Below are 17,390 nucleotides of genomic sequence, written 5' to 3'. Positions count from 1 at the left end.
GCTTTAGCCGGGAATGCGTCGCCGCTGCACCGGAAATTGGGTGGTGTACAAACCGGCCCCTTCCCGGCTAAAGCCGGTCCTACATTTGATCGCAGGCTATTAGTGGGACCGGCTTCAGCCGGGAAGAGGCCAGGCGCTATTGCGGGGAACCGGTAGCGCTTGAGTCCCCCATGAACGCCTCCAGCCGCTTGCGCAGCCAGCGTTCGGCGGGGTCGGTGTCCATGACGCTGAGCCAGACCATCGACAGCTCCAGATTCGGCGTCACGAACGGCAGCGGCTCACCGCGCAGACCGGTTCGGGCCATGGCCCGGGTCAGGTGATCCGGCAAGTTGCACAGCAGATCCGTCCCCTCCATCAACGCCGGCAGCGTGCTGTATTGCGGCACTGACAGTACGGCGGTGCGCTTGCGTCCGATCGCCGCCAGCCACTCATCCGCGAAACTCGAAATGTTCGCCACGTGGGAAACCACGACGTGGGGCCTCGTGCAGTATTCATCCAGGGTGATCGGCTCAGGCGAAGAATCGGCCCGCACCACCATCGGCTGCACGCTGCGCAGCAGTTTCCGCTTGGCGTTGGCCGGCAGCTCACGGGTCAGGCAGACGCCAACGGTGATGTCACCGGACATGAGCAATTCCGAGACATTCCAGAAATTGACCTGCTTGATTACCAGGACGATGCCTGGCGCTTCTTCACGGATGGCGCGCAGCATCGGCGGCAACAAACTGTATTCGACGTCATCGGACAGCCCGATGCGGAAGGTCATGTCGCTGCTGGCCGGATCGAATTCCCGCGTGAGGCTCAGGGCGACAGACATCGCGTCCAGCGCCGGCGACAGGTGACTGATGATCTCGTTGGCCCGCGCCGTGGGTTCCATGCGGTGACCGACGCGAATGAACAATGGATCGTTGAACAGCGCACGCAGGCGGTTGAGGGCGGCACTGATGGTGGGTTGGCCGAGGAACAGCTTCTCGGCGGCGCGGGTCACGTTACGCTCTTGCATCAAGGTCTCGAACACCACCATCAGGTTAATGTCGGCCTTGCGCAGCTCATTGCGATTCATACATCGTCCCCGTTACCCGACATTCGTCACCCTGCTGTGGAAGGCCTGCGACATGATGGGCACCAGTTTATGGAGCGCGATCGTTCGGCGTCCAGCCTTCCCGGCTAAAGCCAGTCCTGTTGAATATACGCAAGCTCTTGGTGGGACCGGCTGGACCGCGAATTGTAGGACCGGCTTCAGCCGGGAATAGGCCAGTTCGGGCGCCCTCGATTTTGCGGTGTGACCGCTCAAGCCTTGCCTGCCAATGCCACCGCCCGCAGCGTTTTGCCATTGGAGCGAACCTTTCCCGATGAACTTCGGCAGAACCCCATGAGTCAGCATTAAAACGCTCACCATGAGGCTCTACATTCCATGCAGATTTCCTTGAAAGGCCAGGTCGCCCTCGTCACCGGCGCCAGTTCCGGACTGGGTGCAGGCGCGGCCAGAGGGCTGGCAGCGTCCGGCGCGGCAGTGGTCGTCAACTACCATTCGCAGCCCGAACCCGCGCAGAAGCTCGCGCAAGAGATCATCGACGCCGGCGGCCGGGCCATCGCCATTGGCGCGGACGTGTCCAACGAGCAGGACGTGGAAAGGCTGTTCGCCGAGACGCTGAAGGCGTTCGGCCGTCTGGACATCCTGGTCGCCAACTCCGGGCTGCAGAAGGATGCGGCCTTCGCCGACATCACCCTCGAGGACTGGAACACCGTCATCAACGTCAACCTCACCGGCCAATTCCTCTGCGCGCGCGCGGCAGTGCGGCAGTTCGCCAAACAGGACATCCGCCCCGAGGTGTCTCGCGCCCTGGGCAAGATCATTCACATGAGCTCGGTGCATCAGGTCATCCCGTGGGCCGGCCACGTCAATTACGCCGCGTCGAAAGGCGGCGTCGATCTGTTGATGCGCAGCATTGCCCAAGAGGTCGGCGAGCAGCGCATCCGCGTCAACAGCATCGCGCCGGGGGCGATTCGCACCGCCATCAACACCAAGGCCACCAGCGGCGACGCCGAGAAGAAACTGCTGGAGCTGATCCCCTACGGCCGTGTGGGCGAGGCCGATGATGTGGCCAACGCCATCGTCTGGCTGGCCTCGGATGCGTCCGATTATGTGCATGGCACGACGCTGTTCATCGACGGCGGCATGAGCCTCTACCCGGAGTTCCGCAACAATGGCTGAACACACCCCGAACCCCGATGAGCAGAACGAGCAAGAACCGCAGAATGCTATCGAAAACCACGGGATCATTGGCGACATGCGCAGTGCGGCGCTGGTCGCCGACACCGGTAGCATCGACTTCTGCTGCTGGCCCGACTTCGACAGCCCGAGCATCTTCACCGCGCTGCTGGACACCCCCGACGCGGGTATTTTCCAGCTGGCGCCGATCCTGCCGGATGCCCGCCGCCAGCAACTGTACCTGCCCGAAACCAACGTGCTGATGACGCGCTGGATCGCCAAGGACGCCGTCGTCGAAGTCACAGATCTGATGCCCATCGCATCGGAAGTCGACAAGCTGCCGCGCCTGATCCGCCGCATCCACGTTCGTCACGGTCAAACGGCGGTGCGCATGCTCTGCCGGGTGCGCCACGACTACAGCCGCGCTGACACGACCGCGCAGATGGACGGCGAGGACATCCGTTTTGAGGCCGAAGGTCAGCCCGCCCTGCGTTTGGCGGCGACCACGGCATTGACCCTTGAAGGCCAGGCGGCGGTGGCTGAGTTCGAGATGAAACAGGGCGACGTCGTCGAGTTCATGCTCGGCGGCGCCGATGATCCGCTGGTCAAGGCCACGAATTGCGACTGCGATTTGAAAAACACCGTCAACTACTGGCAGCACTGGAGTCGGCATTCCAACTACCGCGGCCGCTGGCGTGAAGTGGTCAATCGCTCGGCCCTGGCGCTCAAGCTGCTGACCTCGCGCAAGCATGGCGGCATTGTCGCTGCGGCGACCTTCGGCCTGCCGGAAGAAGAGGGCGGCGAGCGCAACTGGGATTACCGCTACACGTGGATCCGCGACGCCTCCTTCACCGTCTACGCTTTCATGCGCCTGGGTTATACCGAAGAAGCCAATGCCTTCATGCATTGGGTCCGTGAGCGCATGGGCGACTGCTGCGAAGACGCCAACAAGCTTGGCATTCTCTACGCGTTGGACGGCCGCGAAGAATTGCCCGAAGAAGAACTGGATCACCTCAGCGGCTACGGCGGCGCATCGCCAGTGCGCATCGGCAACGAGGCCTACAAGCAGACGCAGCTCGACATCTACGGTGAGCTGCTCGACGCGGTGTACCTGGCCAACAAATACGGCGAGGCCATTTCCCACGAGGGCTGGAAGCACGTCACGCGGCTGGTCAATGAGCTGTGCGAAACGTGGAACAGCAAGGACGTCGGGATCTGGGAAATGCGCGGCGACGACCAGCATTTTCTGCATTCGCGGCTGATGTGCTGGGTGGCGCTGGACCGGGCGCTGCGGCTGTCGCTGAAACGCTCGCTGCCGGCGCCGTTCGAGCGCTGGGACCGGGAACGTCAGGCCATCCATGACGACATCTGGGAAAATTTCTGGGACGCCGATCTGGGCCATTTCGTCCAGCACAAGGGCAGCAAGAACCTCGACGCTTCCATGTTGATGATGCCACTGGTGCGTTTCGTCGGCGCCAGTGATCCGAAGTGGCTAAAGACTCTGGACGCCATCGAACGCACGCTGGTGCGCGACGGCATGGTCTTCCGCTATCGCAACGACGATGACCATCAGGACGGCCTTGAGGGTGAGGAAGGCGCGTTTGTGGCCTGTTCGTTCTGGTACGTCGAGTGCCTGGCCCGCGCCGGGCGTGTGGAGCAGGCGCATCTGGAGTTCGAGCAATTGCTGCGCTATGCCAACCCGCTGGGTCTGTACGCCGAGGAGTTCGACGCCCACGGCCACCACCTGGGCAACACGCCGCAAGCCCTTAGCCACCTGGCACTGATCAGTGCGGCGAGTTTTCTGGATCGCAAACTCGAAGGCAGCCAGACCCTCTGGCAGCCCTGACTTCCAGGATCAAAGGAGAAAATCGATGGCTCATGCATTCAAGGTCGGTGATCACGTGCGCTGGAATTCCGAAGCCGGGCACATCGTCGGCAAAGTGACGAAGGTGCACACCAAGGAGGTGGAGTTCATGGGCCGCCATCGCCATGCCTCGCCCGACGCGCCGCAGTACGAGGTCAAGAGCGACAAGACCGGGCACCTGGCGATGCACAAAGAGGACGCGCTGGAAAAGGCTTGAGTCCTGCGTCTTTGATAACAGATGGACCGGATACAAAAACGCAGCGATGACCGAAATCATCGCTGCGTTTTTTGTGGCCGGTTCAGCCGATCAAGGAATCAGGCGCTGGGCCCGCAACGTGTCGAACACGTCAAAGAACGCCTGGTCACTGGCCTGAAATTCTTTGAAGCCCAGGGTCCGGCTTTTCGACATGTCGGTGACCACTTCGATGGGACGACCGAGGTCGGCATCGGTATGCCACGGCGAAATCAGGCGACTGATGTCGGCCTCTTTCAGACCGTGGGCGCGCACGAGCTCGTCCCATGCCCCTTGATCGTTGGCCATCTGCTCTTCCAGCGGGGACACCTGCTCCGGGAATGCAGCAGGGTGCACACCGAAGTACTCGGCGATCTGGCCCCACATCCACTTCCAGCGAAACACGTCGCCGTTGGTGATGTTGAACGCCTGATCCGCCGCCGCAGGCGTCGTCGCTGCCCACAGCTGCTGTTTGGCCAGTTGCCGCGCGTCGGTCATGTCGGTGAGGCTGTCCCACTGCACGCGGGAGCCGGGGAACACAAACGGGCGGCCGGTGGCTTTGCAGATCGACGCGTACACCGCGAGGGTAGTCGCCATGTTCATCGCGTTGCCCACTGCGACCCCGGTAACGGTGTGCGGACGGTGCACGCTCCAGGTGAAGCCGTCGCGTTCGGCGGCGGCAAACACTTCATCTTCCTGGGCGTAATAGAAATTCTCGATGTCCAGCCGACCCTGGGACTCGCGGAACGGCGTCTGCGGCAGGGTGCCTTTGCCGTAGGCTTCGAACGGGCCGAGGTAATGCTTCAGGCCGGTGACCAGCGCAACGTGCTTGACGCTCTTCGCCGGGCTCAAGGCGTCCAGGACGTTACGCACCATGGCGGCGTTGACGCGGATGTTTTCCGCTTCCGTGGCTTGACGCGACCAGGTGGTGAGGAAGACGTGGGTCGGCTTGAGGTCCGCGAGGGCCTGCTCTACCGAGGCGGGGTCTTGCAGGTCTGCCGCGACGGGGATCACGCCAGGCGTCTGGGAGGGGCGGCGGGAGAGGGCGGCCACCTGCCAACCGTTATCGAGCAACAGTTGAGTGGTTGCGCTGCCGACGATGCCGCTGGCGCCGACGACCAAGGCCGTTTGGGTCATGGGGATCTCCTGTTTGATCGGGTTGAACGAGCTTCATAACGATGCAGCTCTCAGGTTTCAGAACGGCATCGCTGCCCATAGGTTCAGCGCGATTGGCCGGGTGCGACCACACACCGCGCCGGCGCCCTCCGTTAACTCATCCGACCAGCAGCGCCGCGCCATACATGCCGATGGCGAAGACCACATGGCCGACCACATTCTGCAACCGGGCCACGTTCGGCTTCGGCGCTCTGTTGCACGCCACCCCGACACCCATCCCGGGCTGCAGGATGAACCAGCCGGCGCCGATGGTGACCAGCCCGACGATCAACGCTGGCAGAAAGGCCGGCGCGTGTGCCCATTGCACGCCCCAGATAAACAGCAGCGCCGCTGCGAACAGGACGCCGACGCTGTAATGCATGAACCAGCCAATTGCCAGCTCATTGGCGACGGGAGGGGAATTGCCAATGCCATTGCGGTGCACGAAGTGCCCCTTGGGCATCCCGGCGAACCAGCGACCGACGAGGTGCCAGGGCGGGGTCGGCAAACCCAGCAGCGCCTTGAGCAGCAGAGCCCAGAGATCCAGCAGCGCCGTGCCGCCAATGCCGATGAGAATGGCCAGGTAGATGAATTCGAACATGTCCGTCCCTGTGTGCTGTCAGTGATCGATGGGCGAGTGATGGCCGAACACGTTAGCAGTTTTGCCAGGGAAAGCGCGTGAGTTGAATGCATGCGGTGCATGAGTGGTACCGCCTTCAGCCGGGAGGAGGCCTGCATGAACACCGCGAGATTTGCGGTGTGACATCCGACGCCTTCCCGGCTAAGGCCGGTCCCACATTAACGGTCGCTGAGGCACTTACCAGCGGTCATTGCCACGACCGTGATCAAACCCCCGGCGGTAGCCGCCGTCGTAATAGCCATGGGGCGGCGGTGGTGCGAAACGGCGGTATTCGACCCGCTCACGCACTGGCACATAAGCCACGGGCTGATATTGCGGCTGATAACGCGGCGCATAGCGCGGTTGCGGGCGGTAATCCTGATAGCGATCATGACGGTCGTTGTTCGACTGACTGATCACCGCGGCCAGTACGGCACCGACGGCGGCTCCGGCGATGACAGGCACAATCACGTTGCGTTCGCTGGCGGACGCCGCACCGGCGCTGGCGAGCAGACCGGACAGGATCAGGGCTTGGGTCATCTTGGAAATCATGGTGTCTCCTTTGGCGAAAGAGTGGGTTCGCCATGGACGTATGAAACACCGGATCCGTGTAAACCCACGTCTAGGATCGGTAAAGGTTGGGTAAACCCGGACCGATCCCCCAAACGGCGCGATGGCGCAGCTCTTAGCCTCGGTTTTACCTCGCGGCGCGGAACATGAATGCGCCAAACCAGCGAAAACAACGACCGCCGATCAGGTAGCCGCTCAGCGCGGGAAACCTCCGGCGACAAGTTGAATCAACTGGTTACGTATGTGAGGGTGAGGGGAAGTAAGATGGTGACCGACGATCTTGTCCGGTGGAACAGCCACTGGCGGCTGAACGACCACACAGTGTTGTGCAGGACGTGCAAAGCCAGACAGAGCGAAGCGGAGCGGGAAGCGACCTTCGTTCACTTGCCGACTTGCGGCTATGCCCGGGAAGCCGCACATCCCTGGGATGAACTGGACGCCAGCTGCGGGCTGCAGACCTCTCACTGAACCGTAGCGCCCTTTACCGTGCAGCCACGACCTTGAACATCAGGCTCGGGGCCTGGCCGGGTACGTCATCGAGCTCGCCGCAACGGTGCATGCCGATTTTCTCCAGCACGCGAATCGACGCCGCGTGGTTCGGCCGAACGTAACCGTAGACATCTTCCAACTTCAAGCTTGAAAACCCGAAGTCCAGCGCCGATTCGCCCATCTCCGTGGCAAACCCCTGTCCCCACGCCTCAACGGCGAACCGATAGCCCAGATTGACCCTTTGCACGCCCAAAAAATCATGAAACCCGATGCCGCCGAAGCCGATGATGTGTTCGGGGGCCTCTTTGTGCGCAATCGCCCACCAGCCAAAACCGTGGGTCTGCCAGTGCTCGATCCAGCCCTTGAGCATGGCTGCTGCCTGGGCCTCTTCGGTCATCGGCCCGAAAGGGTTGAACCGCTGGGTCTGCGGGTCGCTGTAGATGACGAACAGGCGGGCCAGATCATCAGGTTCCGGTGCGCGGTAGATCAGATGAGCGCTGCTCATGGCCATGGCGGGTGATCCTTCGGTTAGCCTTCAGAGTATTTGCAGCGGATCGCTGCTGCTGACGTTCTTATCTACCAGTTGAATGCGGTTGCGTCCACCGCGTTTGGATTCATACAAGGCCGCATCACTGCGCTCGATCAGCACGGCCAGGCTGGGCGGCGGCTGGCTGAACAGATTGGCGCCGATGCTCAACGTGACAGGCAGGGGCGTGGAAAAGGTTGCCGAGGCAGTCGCCTGAAAGGCCTCGCGCAGCGTGCTCCCCACGGCCAGCAAATGCTCGCTGGAGGTGTCACTGAGCAACATCACGAACTCATCACCGCCCAGGCGCGCGGCCAGCGACCCGTTGGGCAATGCCCCACGGATAATTTCGCTGAGGGCGACCAGCAGTCGGTCGCCGGCGCTGTGGCCATAAAGGTCGTTGACCAGCTTGAAGTTGTCGATGTCCATCAGCAGCAGCGCCCCCGGCCGCGCCTGCGACACGTTTTCCAGCAGCCGCTGCCCGCGCACTTCCAGCGCGCGGCGGTTGTACAGGGCCGTCAGCGGATCCTGCGCCGCCAGCCGGGCGATGCGTTTTTCCCGGCGATGACGCTCCGAACCGGTCATCGACAGGGCGATCAGCATCACCGCCATCGTCCCTTCGACCAGCGAAATCTGGATGATCTCGCCACGAAAGGCGGCCAGATCGATCAGCGTGCCGGGCACCACCGCCGTGACCGCCTTGGAAAAATAGAACACGCCGTGGGCCAGCAGCACATAGCGCAACTGCACCGCGCCGACGCTCAGGGACTTGCCGTGAGGGCGCAGCAACCCGCTGGCCTTGACCATCAGCAGAGAGATCAACAGCGAGTTGGCTGCCAACATCACTTTCGACCACCACGGCTGGTCTGGCAGCAGCAACAGCCCGATCCACAGGACGAATATCAGGTACCAGGCCCGCGACAGCCGGGTCTCGGTAAACCGCGCGACGCCCAGCAGGAACAGCCAGTGGGCGGTGATCAGCAAGCCGTTGGCGAACCAGATGCCAATCACCAAAATGCCGCTGCTGCGCAGCAATGCCAGGGTCGAGCCCACTGAAATAATGGCAAACCCCGCGCTCCAGAACAGCAGCGACGGCTCCTTCACCGTGCGCCACTCCACGGCCAGGTACAGCGCGGCGGCCGCAGCGAGGGCGATGGTCGTCGTCAGCAGGGTGATCGGGTCGAGCGCCATAAGCAGCCTGATGTGTAGGGGTTGCAATGTCGTCGCGAGTCGAAGCGCCGGGAGGCTTTCTTTCGCTGGCTGTTGTGTATCGGCCACCCCGACAAAACTTTAACGCCGGCGCCGTTCCGCTAGAATGGCGCGGACCCGGTCCTGCCGCCGTTGATCAAGGTCTTTTTTGGCTGCGAACGGCTGCAACCATCGGTACCCCCAGGCAGGACGCACAGGCGAGGCGGCAGTGATCGAGCGGCGAGAATTCAGCGGAGGCATGAAGGGCAAAAACCTTCGCTACGTGGATGAGAACAGGCGAAGCCCCTCGGCCCAGACCCGAACCGGCTTCCTGCTGCTCGAACACTTTTCGTTGCCGGCTTTCACCCAGGCCCTGGACACGTTCGTCACCGCCAACCTGCTGCGCCCCGATCTGTTCACGTCGAGGACATTCGCCTTGCACGAGGGCGAGGTGATCAGTGATCTGGGGCTGGTGATCCGGCCCGACACGCGGCTCGACGCGACGGCGCTTAAGGCGCTGGACCTGCTGGTGATCTGTGGCGGTTATCGCACCGAGCTCAAGGCCGACGAGCCGCTGGTGCACCTGCTGACCACTGCCGCTGAACAGGGCATCGCCCTCGCGGGGCTGTGGAATGGCGCCTGGTTCCTCGGCGCAGCGGGTTTGCTCGACGGCTACCGGTGCGCCATTCACCCCGAGCACCGCGCCGCCCTGGCGGAGATCTGCAAAGTCAGCGAAGTCACCAGCGAAGCTTTTGTCATCGACCGCGATCGTCTCACTGCCGCAAGTCCCGCCGGGGCCTTCCACATGGCGCTGGAATGGATCAAGACGCTGCACGACAAGGCTCTGATCGAAGGCATCGAGGACATTCTGTCTTTCGAGGAGTCGCGCTATCGGCGGATCAAGCCGAGCCGGCACATGACGGTCAGCGCGCCGCTTAAGGAAGTGGTCAAGCTGATGGACGCCAACCTTGAGGAACCCCTGGAACTGGAGCAACTGGCGGTATACGCCGGACGTTCGCGGCGACAGATCGAGCGGTTGTTTCAGGAACAGCTGGGCACCACCCCGCAGCGCTACTACCTGGAATTGCGCATCACCGAGGCCCGCCGCCTGCTGCAGCACACTGAGCTGACCCAGGTGGAAGTGCTGGTGGCCTGCGGGTTCGTCTCGCCGAGCCATTTCAGCAAATGCTACAGCGCGTATTTCGGCTATCGGCCTTCGAAAGAAAAGCGTCTGGTCAAATGAGCGCTGCCTTGATTTGCCCCTCGGCCAGCCCAACCCTGTAGGCTTCGCCCTTAACAGAACAAACGCACCCAGCCCGGGGCAGAGACAGCGTGAATGAGTGAGATCAGCACCAAAATAATCACCGTCGAGGGCCATGCCGCCCTGAAGAAGGAGCTCGATTACCTCTGGCGCGAGCACCGGCCTGACATCACGCAGAAAGTGGCGTGGGCCGCTTCCCTGGGGGATCGCAGCGAGAACGCCGACTATCAGTACAACAAAAAGCTGCTGCGCGAGATCGACCGGCGAGTGCGCTATCTGCGCAAGCGTCTGGAGGACATGCGCGTGGTCGCCTATTCGCCGGAGCAGGAAGGCCGGGTGTTCTTCGGCGCGTGGGTCGAAGTCGAGGACGAGGAGGGTGAGAGCAAGCGTTTCCGCGTCGTCGGTTATGACGAGATCTACGGACGCATGGACTACATCTCCATCGACTCGCCCATGGCCCGTGCCCTGCTGAAGAAAGAAGTCGGTGACGAAGTCTCGGTGCCGGTTCCGTCCGGCAGCAAGCAATGGTGGATCACCAAGATCGAATACCTGAACTAGCAGGGGCTTTGCGCTGGTTGACGGTGGGCGGCGCAGTGCCGCCCACCGTCAGACCCCACCGTTAGCCCTCCCGCAGCACTTGCAGGGGACTGGCGTTCAGCGCCCGCCGTGTGCCGAACACGCCGGCGCCGCCCACCAGCAAGGCGCCGATCAGCGGCAGCACCAGCAGCCATATGTGGGGGTGCCACTGCAGGTTGAAGGCGTAGCGGTACAGCGCAAAGCTCACCAGCTCGCAACCAATCGCCGCCAGCACACCACTGACCGCCCCGAGCAGACCGAACTCGATGCGCCGGGCCTTGGTCAGCAGCGCGCGGTTGGCGCCCAGCGCCCGCAGCAGCGCACCCTGTCGGATCCGCTCGTCCAGTGTCGCCTGCAAGCCGGAGAACAACACCGCCATTCCCGCCGCGAGCACGAACAGCAGCACGTACTGCACCGCCATCGTCACCTGATCGAGGATGCTGCGCAGCTGCTCCAGCAACGCTTCCACCTGCAGGATTGTCACCGCCGGGAAGGCCCGGGACAGCTCGACGATCTGCTGATCATTGCCGGGCGCCAGATAGAAACTGGTCAGGTACGTGGCCGGCACGTCCTTGAGGGTGCCGGGCTGGAAGATCATGAAGAAGTTGGGCTGAAAGGTGTCCCAGTTGATGTCACGCAGGCTGGTGACCTTGACCTCGCGGGTCAGCCCGCCGATCACGAAACCGAGGGTGTCGCCCAGCTTCATGTTCAGGCTGCTGGCCAGTTTGGTTTCCACCGACACGCCGGGAACCACGCCATCGGCAGGCGGCTGATCGCCCGCCCACCACTGGCCGGCGGTGATGCTGTTGCCTTCCGGCAGCGTCGCCGCCCAGGTCAGGTTGAGGTCGCGCTGAGTGGCGTTTTCGCCACGGGAGTCCTTGGTGACAAACTTGCTCACCGGCTCGCCGTTGATGGTCATCAAACGCCCCGGAATCATCGGGTACAGCGGCGCGCTGTGGGTCGACAGGCGGCCGATGCGTTCAGCGAAGTTGTCTTTGTCGTTGGGCAGGATGTTCAGGGCGAAGTAGTTCGGCGCATCCTTGGGCAGCTGGTTCTGCCAAGTGTCGAGCAGCTCGCCGCGCAGCAGCGCAATCAGCCCCATCGACAGCAGAATCAGACCGAACGCCAGGGACTGGCCGGCTGCGGCCATGGGATGGCGTAACAGCTGACCCAGGCCTAGACGCCACGGCAGCGAGGCCCCGGCGAGCATACGGCGCAGACTTTTCAGGGCCAGCAGCAACACGCCGCCGAGTATCAGCGCCGCGATCAGACCGCCACCGAGCAGGGCGAAGGTCAGCACCAGGTCCAGGCTCAGGCGCCACATGATCAGGCCCAGTGCGAACAGCGCCGCGCCGTAGACCAGCCAGGTGCTCGCCGGGATCGGCAGCATGTCCCGACGCAACACTCGCAGCGGCGGCACGCGACCCAAAGCAGCCAGGGGCGGCAGTGCGAAGCCGGCGAGGGCGACCAGTCCGGTGCCGATTCCGGCGACGGCGGGCAGCCAGCCTCCGGGCGGCACGGCAGCGGGCAGCAGGTTTTCCAGCAAATGAAACAGCCCGAGTTGGGCAAACCAGCCGAGCAAAGCGCCCGCCGCGCTGGCCACGACGCCGAGCATGGCCAGCTGCAAGCCAAACAGTACCAGCGCTTCATTGCGCGACAGACCGAGGCAACGGAGCAGCGCACTGGCGTCAAAGCGGCGCACCGCGAAACGCGCCGCCGACAAGGCCACGGCCACGCCGGCCAGCAGCACGGCGACCAGACTGGCCATGTTCAGGTAACGCTCGGCTTTGCCCAGCGCGCCGCCGATCTGTTGATTGCCATCGCGGGCGTCGTCGATCTTCTGATTCGGCGCGAGCCCTGGTTCAACGGCCTTGCGGTAGGCGGCGAGGTCCTGCGGCGTGCCGCGCCACAGATCCCGATAACTGACGCGGCTGCCGGGCTGCACGACCTTGGTGGCTTCAAGGTCGGCCATGTTGATCATCACCCGGGGCGTCAGGCTGTAGAAGTTGCCGGCGCGGTCGGGTTCGTAGGTCAGCACCCGGGTCAGCTTCAAGGTCTTGGACCCGACGTCGATGCTGTCGCCCACCTTCAGGTTCAACGCCACCAGAATCCGCACTTCCGCCCAGGCTTCGCCGGCTTGGGGCTCACCGCCAATGGTCTCGGCTTCATAGGGGGCAGGGGCGCTTTTCAGCTCGCCGCGCAACGGATACGCCTCATCGACGGCCTTGACGCTGGCCAGCTGGATGCCGTTGTCCGTCGCCACGACGCTGGAGAAAATCACGATCTGCGAATGATCCAGCTTCAGCGCCTTGCCGGCGTCGATCTGCGCAGGCGTCGCCGGTGCGGAGCCGCCGAGAATAAGGTCGGCGCCGAGAAATTCAGTCGCTCGCAGCAGCATCGCGCTGTTGAGGCGTGCGCCGAAATAACCGATGGCCGTGCTGGCGGCAACCGCCACCACCAAGGCGAAGAACAGCACGCGCAGCTCGCCGGCGCGGGCATCGCGCATGAGCTGGCGCGCCGCGAGGCTGAGCAGACGGGAAAAAGGCAGGCGTGCCATCAAGGCTCCATGGGGGCGACCAGTCGGCCACCCTCGAGACGGATCAGGCGCCGGCAACGGTGGGCCAGACGCTCATCGTGGGTGACCAGCACCAGGGTGGTGTTGCGCTCCTGGTTCAGCTCGAACAGCAAATCGCTGATGCGCTCGCCGGTGTGGCTGTCCAGGTTACCGGTGGGTTCATCGGCGAACAGCACGTCCGGGTCGGCGGCAAACGCACGGGCGATGGCGACGCGTTGCTGCTCGCCGCCCGACAGTTGCCGTGGCGTATGGGTCAAACGCTGACCCAGGCCGACGCGTTCCAGCAGATGCCGGGCCTGATCACGGGCGTCTTTGCGGCCTTCCAGCTCCATCGGCAGCATGACGTTTTCCAGCGCGTTCAGGCTGTCGAGCAACTGGAAGGACTGGAACACAAAACCCACGTGTTCGGCCCGAACCCGGGCGCGCTGATCTTCGTCCAGCTCGCTGAGGTTGCGCCCCGACAGGACGACGGAACCGGCGCTGGGCAGGTCGAGGCCCGCCAGTAAACCGAGGAGGGTGGATTTGCCCGAGCCCGACGCGCCGACGATGGCCAGCGTGTCGCCCTTGTTTAGTTCCAGGGAGAGTTCGTGCAGGATGGTCAAGTCACCTTCGGTGCTTGGGACCACTTTGCTGAGGTTCCGAGCACTGAGAATACTTTCGCTCATGGAGAATCCGATGCGTGCGTGGTTTTTAAGTGCTGGCCTGGGTTTGCTGCTGTTGTCACAAGGCGCGATGGCAGGCACGGTGCTGATCGTTGGCGATAGTATCAGCGCGGCTTTCGGCCTGGATACCCGGGTCGGTTGGGTCAGTCTCCTGGAACAGCGTCTGGCGAAGGAAGGCTTCAAGGAAAACGTGGTCAATGCGTCGGTCAGCGGTGACACCAGTGCCGGAGGCCAGGCCCGGCTGCCGTCGCTGCTTGCCGAGCACAAACCGGATCTGGTGATCCTCGAACTGGGCGGTAATGACGGCCTGCGCGGGCAGCCGCCGGCGCAATTGCAACAAAACCTTACCGACATGGTTGAGCAGTCCAAAGCGGCGGGGGCCAAGGTGCTCTTGCTGGGTATGAAAATCCCGCCCAACTACGGGGAACGCTACACCACGGCCTTCGCGGCGGTCTATCCGAAAGTCGCCGAAGCCACCGATGCCGCCCTGGTGCCATTCATGCTGGAAGGCGTAGGCGGCAGGCCTGACATGACCCAGCAGGACGGCATTCACCCCAACGTCCAGGCTCAGCCTTACCTGCTGGATAACGTCTGGCCGGTCCTGAAGCCGTTGCTGTAGTCGCCGCCGCAAAGATCAGGCTGATCCAGTCAGGGCGTCAGCCATCAGGTGCGAAGGTCCGCTCATTGCCAGCAGTCGGGTTTGCGCCTATGGTGGCGAAAACCTGTACAGGACCCAAAAGATGTACAAGAAAGAGCAGTGGCCACTCACGCTGTACTTCGACGGTGACTGCCCGCTTTGCGCGCGGGAGATCAAGCTCCTGCGTTCTCACGCTTCCGCGCACGCCGACCCAACCGCATCCGACGCGCAATTGCTGTTCGTCGACATCAGCCAAGACGGTTTTGACGCCGGTGCACTCGGATTTAGCCGTGAGCAAATGGAGTCGGTATTGCACGCCCGATTCGACGATGGTACCTGGGTCACCGGCCTGGACGCCACCCTCTGGAGCTGGCGCGCAGCCGGGCTTGGCATCTGGGCTGCGCCGCTGTCGTGGCGGCCGTTAAGGCCTTTGCTGAACCTCGGTTATCGGCTGTTCTGCCGCTGGCGTCCCCATCTGGCATGGTTGCCTCATCCGGAGGGCAGCCGTCGATGCCGCGGCGGCAGTTGCGCGGTTTCCCGACCTTCAGATCAAAACCGCTGATTTAAAGGCCTGCAGGCCTTTTCCGGACGGGGGCTTTCGGCTAATGTGGCGCCCCCGCTCTGGAGCCCCCAATGCCGCGCCGTCCTGCCTGGTCCCTTTATGCCTATCAACTGATCGAGCCCGACGAACAGCTCGACCTGTTCGCGTGCCAGGAAATCCTCGTGCATCTGGTCGCTCGCCAGCTCGAGCTGGCAGGCTCCGCCGACCGCACCTTGTGCGGCACGTTGCTGCCCGCCCAGCCACGCTGGTCGGAAGTCCGGCAGACGGTTTATCAGGATGAGCGACTGTGCCCGCTGTGCCGGGCGATCATCGACGCGCAACGGCGCGGCTGGCACCCGATCTGGCCGGAACTGGAAACCGGCGTTTAAGGGTTTCCGAACCCTCCCGAACCCACAGGCGTGCGTGTACAATCGCGCACAATCAAGCCTTCGTTTACCAAGGATTCTCCGGATGTTGTCGCGCATTCCAGCTTTCGCCCGCTGTCTGTCGCTCGCTGCGCTGTGCGCGGCCGGCCCCGTCTCCGCCCTGGAGTTTCCGTTGCCGCCGCCCGGTGAGGACATCATCGGTCAGGTGCAGACCGTCACCGCCAAGTACGAAGACACCTTCGCCGACCTGGCCACCCGCTACGACCTGGGCTACCTGGAAATGATCGCCGCCAACCCGGGCGTCGATGCCTGGCTGCCGGGCGCAGGCACTCAAATAGTCTTGCCGACGCGTTTCATCCTGCCGCCGGGTCCGCGGGAAGGCATCGTGATCAATCTGGCCGAGTACCGTTTGTACTACTACCCGAAAGGTCGGAATGTGGTCTACACCTTCCCGCTGGGTATCGGTCGCGAGGGCTGGGGTTCGCCGGTTTCCACCACCAAGGTCACCGCCAAAACGCCGAACCCGACCTGGACGCCGCCCGCGTCGGTCAAGGCCGAGCACGCCGCCGACGGCGACATCCTGCCCAACGTGGTCCCGGCCGGGCCGGACAACCCGCTGGGCCCGTTCAAATTCGGCCTCGGCTTGCCGGGCTACCTGATCCACGGCTCGAACAAGAAGTTCGGCATCGGCATGCGCACCAGCCACGGCTGCTTCCGCATGTACAACAACAACGTACTGGAAATGGCGGACATGGTTCCCGTGGGCACCACCGTGCGCATCATGAGCGAGCCGTACAAGTTCGGCGTCAGCGGCGGCAAGGTCTACCTTGAAGCGCACACGCCGCTGGACGAAAGCGGCAAGCCGTCGGTGGTCGACAAGCACACCGCCGTAATCAACGCACTGCTCAAGCGTGAAGACCTGGCCAACAGCCTGCGCATCAATTGGGACGAAGTGCGGGACGTAGTGGCTGCCGAAGACGGCATGCCGGTTGAAATTGCCGTGCCGACAACGCCTGCGCCCGTGGTGGGCGGCGCGCCGATGACGCTGCAGTAACGCTGCGGCGCCAAACGCCGGGCAATAAAAAAGCCGACCCGTTAACGGGTCGGCTTATTAATAATCCCGAGGGATTATTACTTGCGGCTAGCCTTGTCCAACATACGCAGAGCGCGCTCGTTGGCTTCGTCAGCAGTTTGCTGAGCTTTTTGAGCTGCAGCCAGAGCTTCATCAGCCTTGCGATAGGCTTCATCGGCACGGGCTTGCGAACGAGCGGCTGCGTCTTCAGTTGCAGTCAGACGAGCTTCGGTTTCTTTGGATGCGCTGCTGCAACCGGTAGCCAGAACTGCGGCCAGGGCCAGAGCAGAGAATTTCAGAACGTTGTTCATCGTGTTCCCCTTAAAGGACTTCTATCAAATTAGTCATCTCTCGAGAGTGAGAAAATGACCGGCGTACATCTTACTCATTGTTTGTAGTAAGTAAACGGACCGCGCGCAAGATCTGCAGAAAATTCTTGGGTTTGAACGGGTTCCGTCGATCTCCTCACGCTTTTTCTTCGCACGCAAAAAGCCCCAGGCGCTGGTGTCTGTCAGGTGACTCCGGCCCAGGCGATTTCCCGCTACCAGCGACGTACCGGCGACCATTTTTGTATAGTCGATGATCGTGACAGGCGCATCCCTTAGGGCGGTTTTAATGACCTTCAAGTGACTTGCGTCCCGGCGTTGCGTCTTAATGGACATTGCCCGGCGACAACAGGTTCCATGGTGCGCACCTTCAGATGTGCGGCAGCGCAATTAACAGTTGATTCACTTGAGCGCACTTGCTCAGGGCGCCTACTATTTGCCTGTGCTCAAATTGTTTGAGAACAGCGACGCTCTTCGCGGTGTCCAAACGGCACAGGGTGGCGCA

At 62.8% G+C, this 17,390-nt stretch carries 18 protein-coding genes; 9 read left to right on the top strand and 9 right to left on the bottom strand.

The annotated features are described in order from the left end of the window. Positions 1-136 precede the first annotated feature (136 nt). Complete coding sequence (locus QWI20_RS03180) at positions 137-1,060, bottom strand: LysR substrate-binding domain-containing protein (RefSeq protein ID WP_369304134.1); 924 nt, start codon at positions 1,058-1,060, stop codon at positions 137-139. 351 nt (positions 1,061-1,411) lie between these two features. Here QWI20_RS03180 and QWI20_RS03175 point away from each other — a divergent pair, with 351 nt between their 5' ends. Genes QWI20_RS03175 through QWI20_RS03165 form a run of 3 tightly spaced genes read left to right on the top strand, consistent with a single transcriptional unit; the run spans position 1,412 to position 4,290 of the window. After that, on the top strand, positions 1,412-2,212 hold the full coding sequence (locus QWI20_RS03175) for a glucose 1-dehydrogenase (protein ID WP_369304133.1): 801 nt from the start codon (positions 1,412-1,414) through the stop codon (positions 2,210-2,212). Beyond that, the gene (locus QWI20_RS03170) at positions 2,205-4,055 is read left to right on the top strand and encodes a glycoside hydrolase family 15 protein (protein WP_369304131.1); all 1,851 of its coding nucleotides are present in this window, start codon (positions 2,205-2,207) and stop codon (positions 4,053-4,055) included. The genes QWI20_RS03175 and QWI20_RS03170 overlap by 8 nt, the downstream gene beginning before the upstream one ends. A 25-nt stretch (positions 4,056-4,080) precedes the next feature. Beyond that, positions 4,081-4,290 (top strand): DUF2945 domain-containing protein, encoded by a 210-nt coding sequence (locus QWI20_RS03165; RefSeq protein ID WP_172612667.1) that lies wholly within the window; start codon positions 4,081-4,083, stop codon positions 4,288-4,290. Between the two features lie 90 nt (positions 4,291-4,380). On the opposite strand, the gene QWI20_RS03160 is transcribed toward QWI20_RS03165, so the two are convergent. From QWI20_RS03160 to QWI20_RS03140, 5 genes are all read right to left on the bottom strand, one after another. Continuing rightward, positions 4,381-5,442 (bottom strand): SDR family oxidoreductase, encoded by a 1,062-nt coding sequence (locus tag QWI20_RS03160; RefSeq protein ID WP_369304130.1) that lies wholly within the window; start codon positions 5,440-5,442, stop codon positions 4,381-4,383. Positions 5,443-5,578: 136 nt separating this feature from the next. Then, the gene (locus QWI20_RS03155; protein WP_369304128.1) at positions 5,579-6,061 is read right to left on the bottom strand and encodes a DUF2938 family protein; all 483 of its coding nucleotides are present in this window, start codon (positions 6,059-6,061) and stop codon (positions 5,579-5,581) included. Positions 6,062-6,277: 216 nt separating this feature from the next. Beyond that, entirely contained in the window at positions 6,278-6,631 is a 354-nt protein-coding gene (locus QWI20_RS03150; RefSeq protein ID WP_369304127.1) for a hypothetical protein, read from the bottom strand. Positions 6,632-7,130: 499 nt separating this feature from the next. Further along, positions 7,131-7,649, bottom strand: coding sequence for a GNAT family N-acetyltransferase (locus QWI20_RS03145; protein ID WP_369304126.1), 519 nt, complete (start codon positions 7,647-7,649; stop codon positions 7,131-7,133). 24 nt (positions 7,650-7,673) lie between these two features. After that, positions 7,674-8,852, bottom strand: coding sequence for a GGDEF domain-containing protein (locus tag QWI20_RS03140; RefSeq protein WP_369304125.1), 1,179 nt, complete (start codon positions 8,850-8,852; stop codon positions 7,674-7,676). 256 nt (positions 8,853-9,108) lie between these two features. On the opposite strand from QWI20_RS03140, the gene QWI20_RS03135 reads away from it, so the two are divergent. Then, entirely contained in the window at positions 9,109-10,092 is a 984-nt protein-coding gene (locus tag QWI20_RS03135; protein ID WP_369304124.1) for a GlxA family transcriptional regulator, read from the top strand. A gap of 102 nt (positions 10,093-10,194) precedes the next feature. Beyond that, on the top strand, positions 10,195-10,668 hold the full coding sequence (gene greB / locus QWI20_RS03130; RefSeq protein ID WP_369304289.1) for a transcription elongation factor GreB: 474 nt from the start codon (positions 10,195-10,197) through the stop codon (positions 10,666-10,668). Positions 10,669-10,729: 61 nt separating this feature from the next. On the opposite strand, the gene QWI20_RS03125 is transcribed toward greB, so the two are convergent. Then, positions 10,730-13,243 (bottom strand): ABC transporter permease, encoded by a 2,514-nt coding sequence (locus QWI20_RS03125; RefSeq protein ID WP_369304123.1) that lies wholly within the window; start codon positions 13,241-13,243, stop codon positions 10,730-10,732. Continuing rightward, entirely contained in the window at positions 13,243-13,926 is a 684-nt protein-coding gene (locus QWI20_RS03120; RefSeq protein WP_065988527.1) for an ABC transporter ATP-binding protein, read from the bottom strand. Before QWI20_RS03120 ends, QWI20_RS03125 begins: the two co-directional genes overlap by 1 nt. Positions 13,927-13,936: 10 nt before the next feature. Between QWI20_RS03120 and QWI20_RS03115 the strand changes: the two genes are divergently transcribed. The 4 genes from QWI20_RS03115 to QWI20_RS03100 all read left to right on the top strand — a co-directional run bounded on the left by QWI20_RS03115 (position 13,937) and on the right by QWI20_RS03100 (position 16,541). Further along, the gene (locus QWI20_RS03115) at positions 13,937-14,542 is read left to right on the top strand and encodes an arylesterase (RefSeq protein WP_369304122.1); all 606 of its coding nucleotides are present in this window, start codon (positions 13,937-13,939) and stop codon (positions 14,540-14,542) included. 121 nt (positions 14,543-14,663) lie between these two features. After that, entirely contained in the window at positions 14,664-15,122 is a 459-nt protein-coding gene (locus QWI20_RS03110) for a thiol-disulfide oxidoreductase DCC family protein (protein ID WP_369304121.1), read from the top strand. A gap of 71 nt (positions 15,123-15,193) precedes the next feature. After that, entirely contained in the window at positions 15,194-15,490 is a 297-nt protein-coding gene (locus QWI20_RS03105; RefSeq protein WP_369304120.1) for a hypothetical protein, read from the top strand. Positions 15,491-15,572: 82 nt separating this feature from the next. Further along, entirely contained in the window at positions 15,573-16,541 is a 969-nt protein-coding gene (locus QWI20_RS03100) for a L,D-transpeptidase family protein (protein WP_192172423.1), read from the top strand. Positions 16,542-16,618: 77 nt separating this feature from the next. On the opposite strand, the gene oprI is transcribed toward QWI20_RS03100, so the two are convergent. Then, complete coding sequence (gene oprI / locus QWI20_RS03095) at positions 16,619-16,870, bottom strand: outer membrane lipoprotei OprI (RefSeq protein WP_003199355.1); 252 nt, start codon at positions 16,868-16,870, stop codon at positions 16,619-16,621. Between the last annotated feature and the right edge of the window lie 520 nt (positions 16,871-17,390).

This window comes from Pseudomonas sp. W2-17 (assembly GCF_041060445.1).
In the GTDB taxonomy this organism is placed as follows: Bacteria; Pseudomonadota; Gammaproteobacteria; order Pseudomonadales; family Pseudomonadaceae; genus Aquipseudomonas.
This window is presented reverse-complemented; position numbering and strand designations above follow the sequence as displayed.

What these genes read in the sequence shown, in the direction of transcription:
- QWI20_RS03180 (WP_369304134.1), bottom strand. Translation starts at nt 1,060, where the DNA reads ATGAATCGCAATGAGCTGCGCAAGGCCGACATTAACCTGATGGTGGTG.
- QWI20_RS03175 (WP_369304133.1), top strand. Translation starts at nt 1,412, where the DNA reads ATGCAGATTTCCTTGAAAGGCCAGGTCGCCCTCGTCACCGGCGCCAGT.
- QWI20_RS03170 (WP_369304131.1), top strand. Translation starts at nt 2,205, where the DNA reads ATGGCTGAACACACCCCGAACCCCGATGAGCAGAACGAGCAAGAACCG.
- QWI20_RS03165 (WP_172612667.1), top strand. Translation starts at nt 4,081, where the DNA reads ATGGCTCATGCATTCAAGGTCGGTGATCACGTGCGCTGGAATTCCGAA.
- QWI20_RS03160 (WP_369304130.1), bottom strand. Translation starts at nt 5,442, where the DNA reads ATGACCCAAACGGCCTTGGTCGTCGGCGCCAGCGGCATCGTCGGCAGC.
- QWI20_RS03155 (WP_369304128.1), bottom strand. Translation starts at nt 6,061, where the DNA reads ATGTTCGAATTCATCTACCTGGCCATTCTCATCGGCATTGGCGGCACG.
- QWI20_RS03150 (WP_369304127.1), bottom strand. Translation starts at nt 6,631, where the DNA reads ATGATTTCCAAGATGACCCAAGCCCTGATCCTGTCCGGTCTGCTCGCC.
- QWI20_RS03145 (WP_369304126.1), bottom strand. Translation starts at nt 7,649, where the DNA reads ATGGCCATGAGCAGCGCTCATCTGATCTACCGCGCACCGGAACCTGAT.
- QWI20_RS03140 (WP_369304125.1), bottom strand. Translation starts at nt 8,852, where the DNA reads ATGGCGCTCGACCCGATCACCCTGCTGACGACGACCATCGCCCTCGCT.
- QWI20_RS03135 (WP_369304124.1), top strand. Translation starts at nt 9,109, where the DNA reads ATGAAGGGCAAAAACCTTCGCTACGTGGATGAGAACAGGCGAAGCCCC.
- QWI20_RS03125 (WP_369304123.1), bottom strand. Translation starts at nt 13,243, where the DNA reads ATGGCACGCCTGCCTTTTTCCCGTCTGCTCAGCCTCGCGGCGCGCCAG.
- QWI20_RS03120 (WP_065988527.1), bottom strand. Translation starts at nt 13,926, where the DNA reads ATGAGCGAAAGTATTCTCAGTGCTCGGAACCTCAGCAAAGTGGTCCCA.
- QWI20_RS03115 (WP_369304122.1), top strand. Translation starts at nt 13,937, where the DNA reads ATGCGTGCGTGGTTTTTAAGTGCTGGCCTGGGTTTGCTGCTGTTGTCA.
- QWI20_RS03110 (WP_369304121.1), top strand. Translation starts at nt 14,664, where the DNA reads ATGTACAAGAAAGAGCAGTGGCCACTCACGCTGTACTTCGACGGTGAC.
- QWI20_RS03105 (WP_369304120.1), top strand. Translation starts at nt 15,194, where the DNA reads ATGCCGCGCCGTCCTGCCTGGTCCCTTTATGCCTATCAACTGATCGAG.
- QWI20_RS03100 (WP_192172423.1), top strand. Translation starts at nt 15,573, where the DNA reads ATGTTGTCGCGCATTCCAGCTTTCGCCCGCTGTCTGTCGCTCGCTGCG.
- oprI (WP_003199355.1), bottom strand. Translation starts at nt 16,870, where the DNA reads ATGAACAACGTTCTGAAATTCTCTGCTCTGGCCCTGGCCGCAGTTCTG.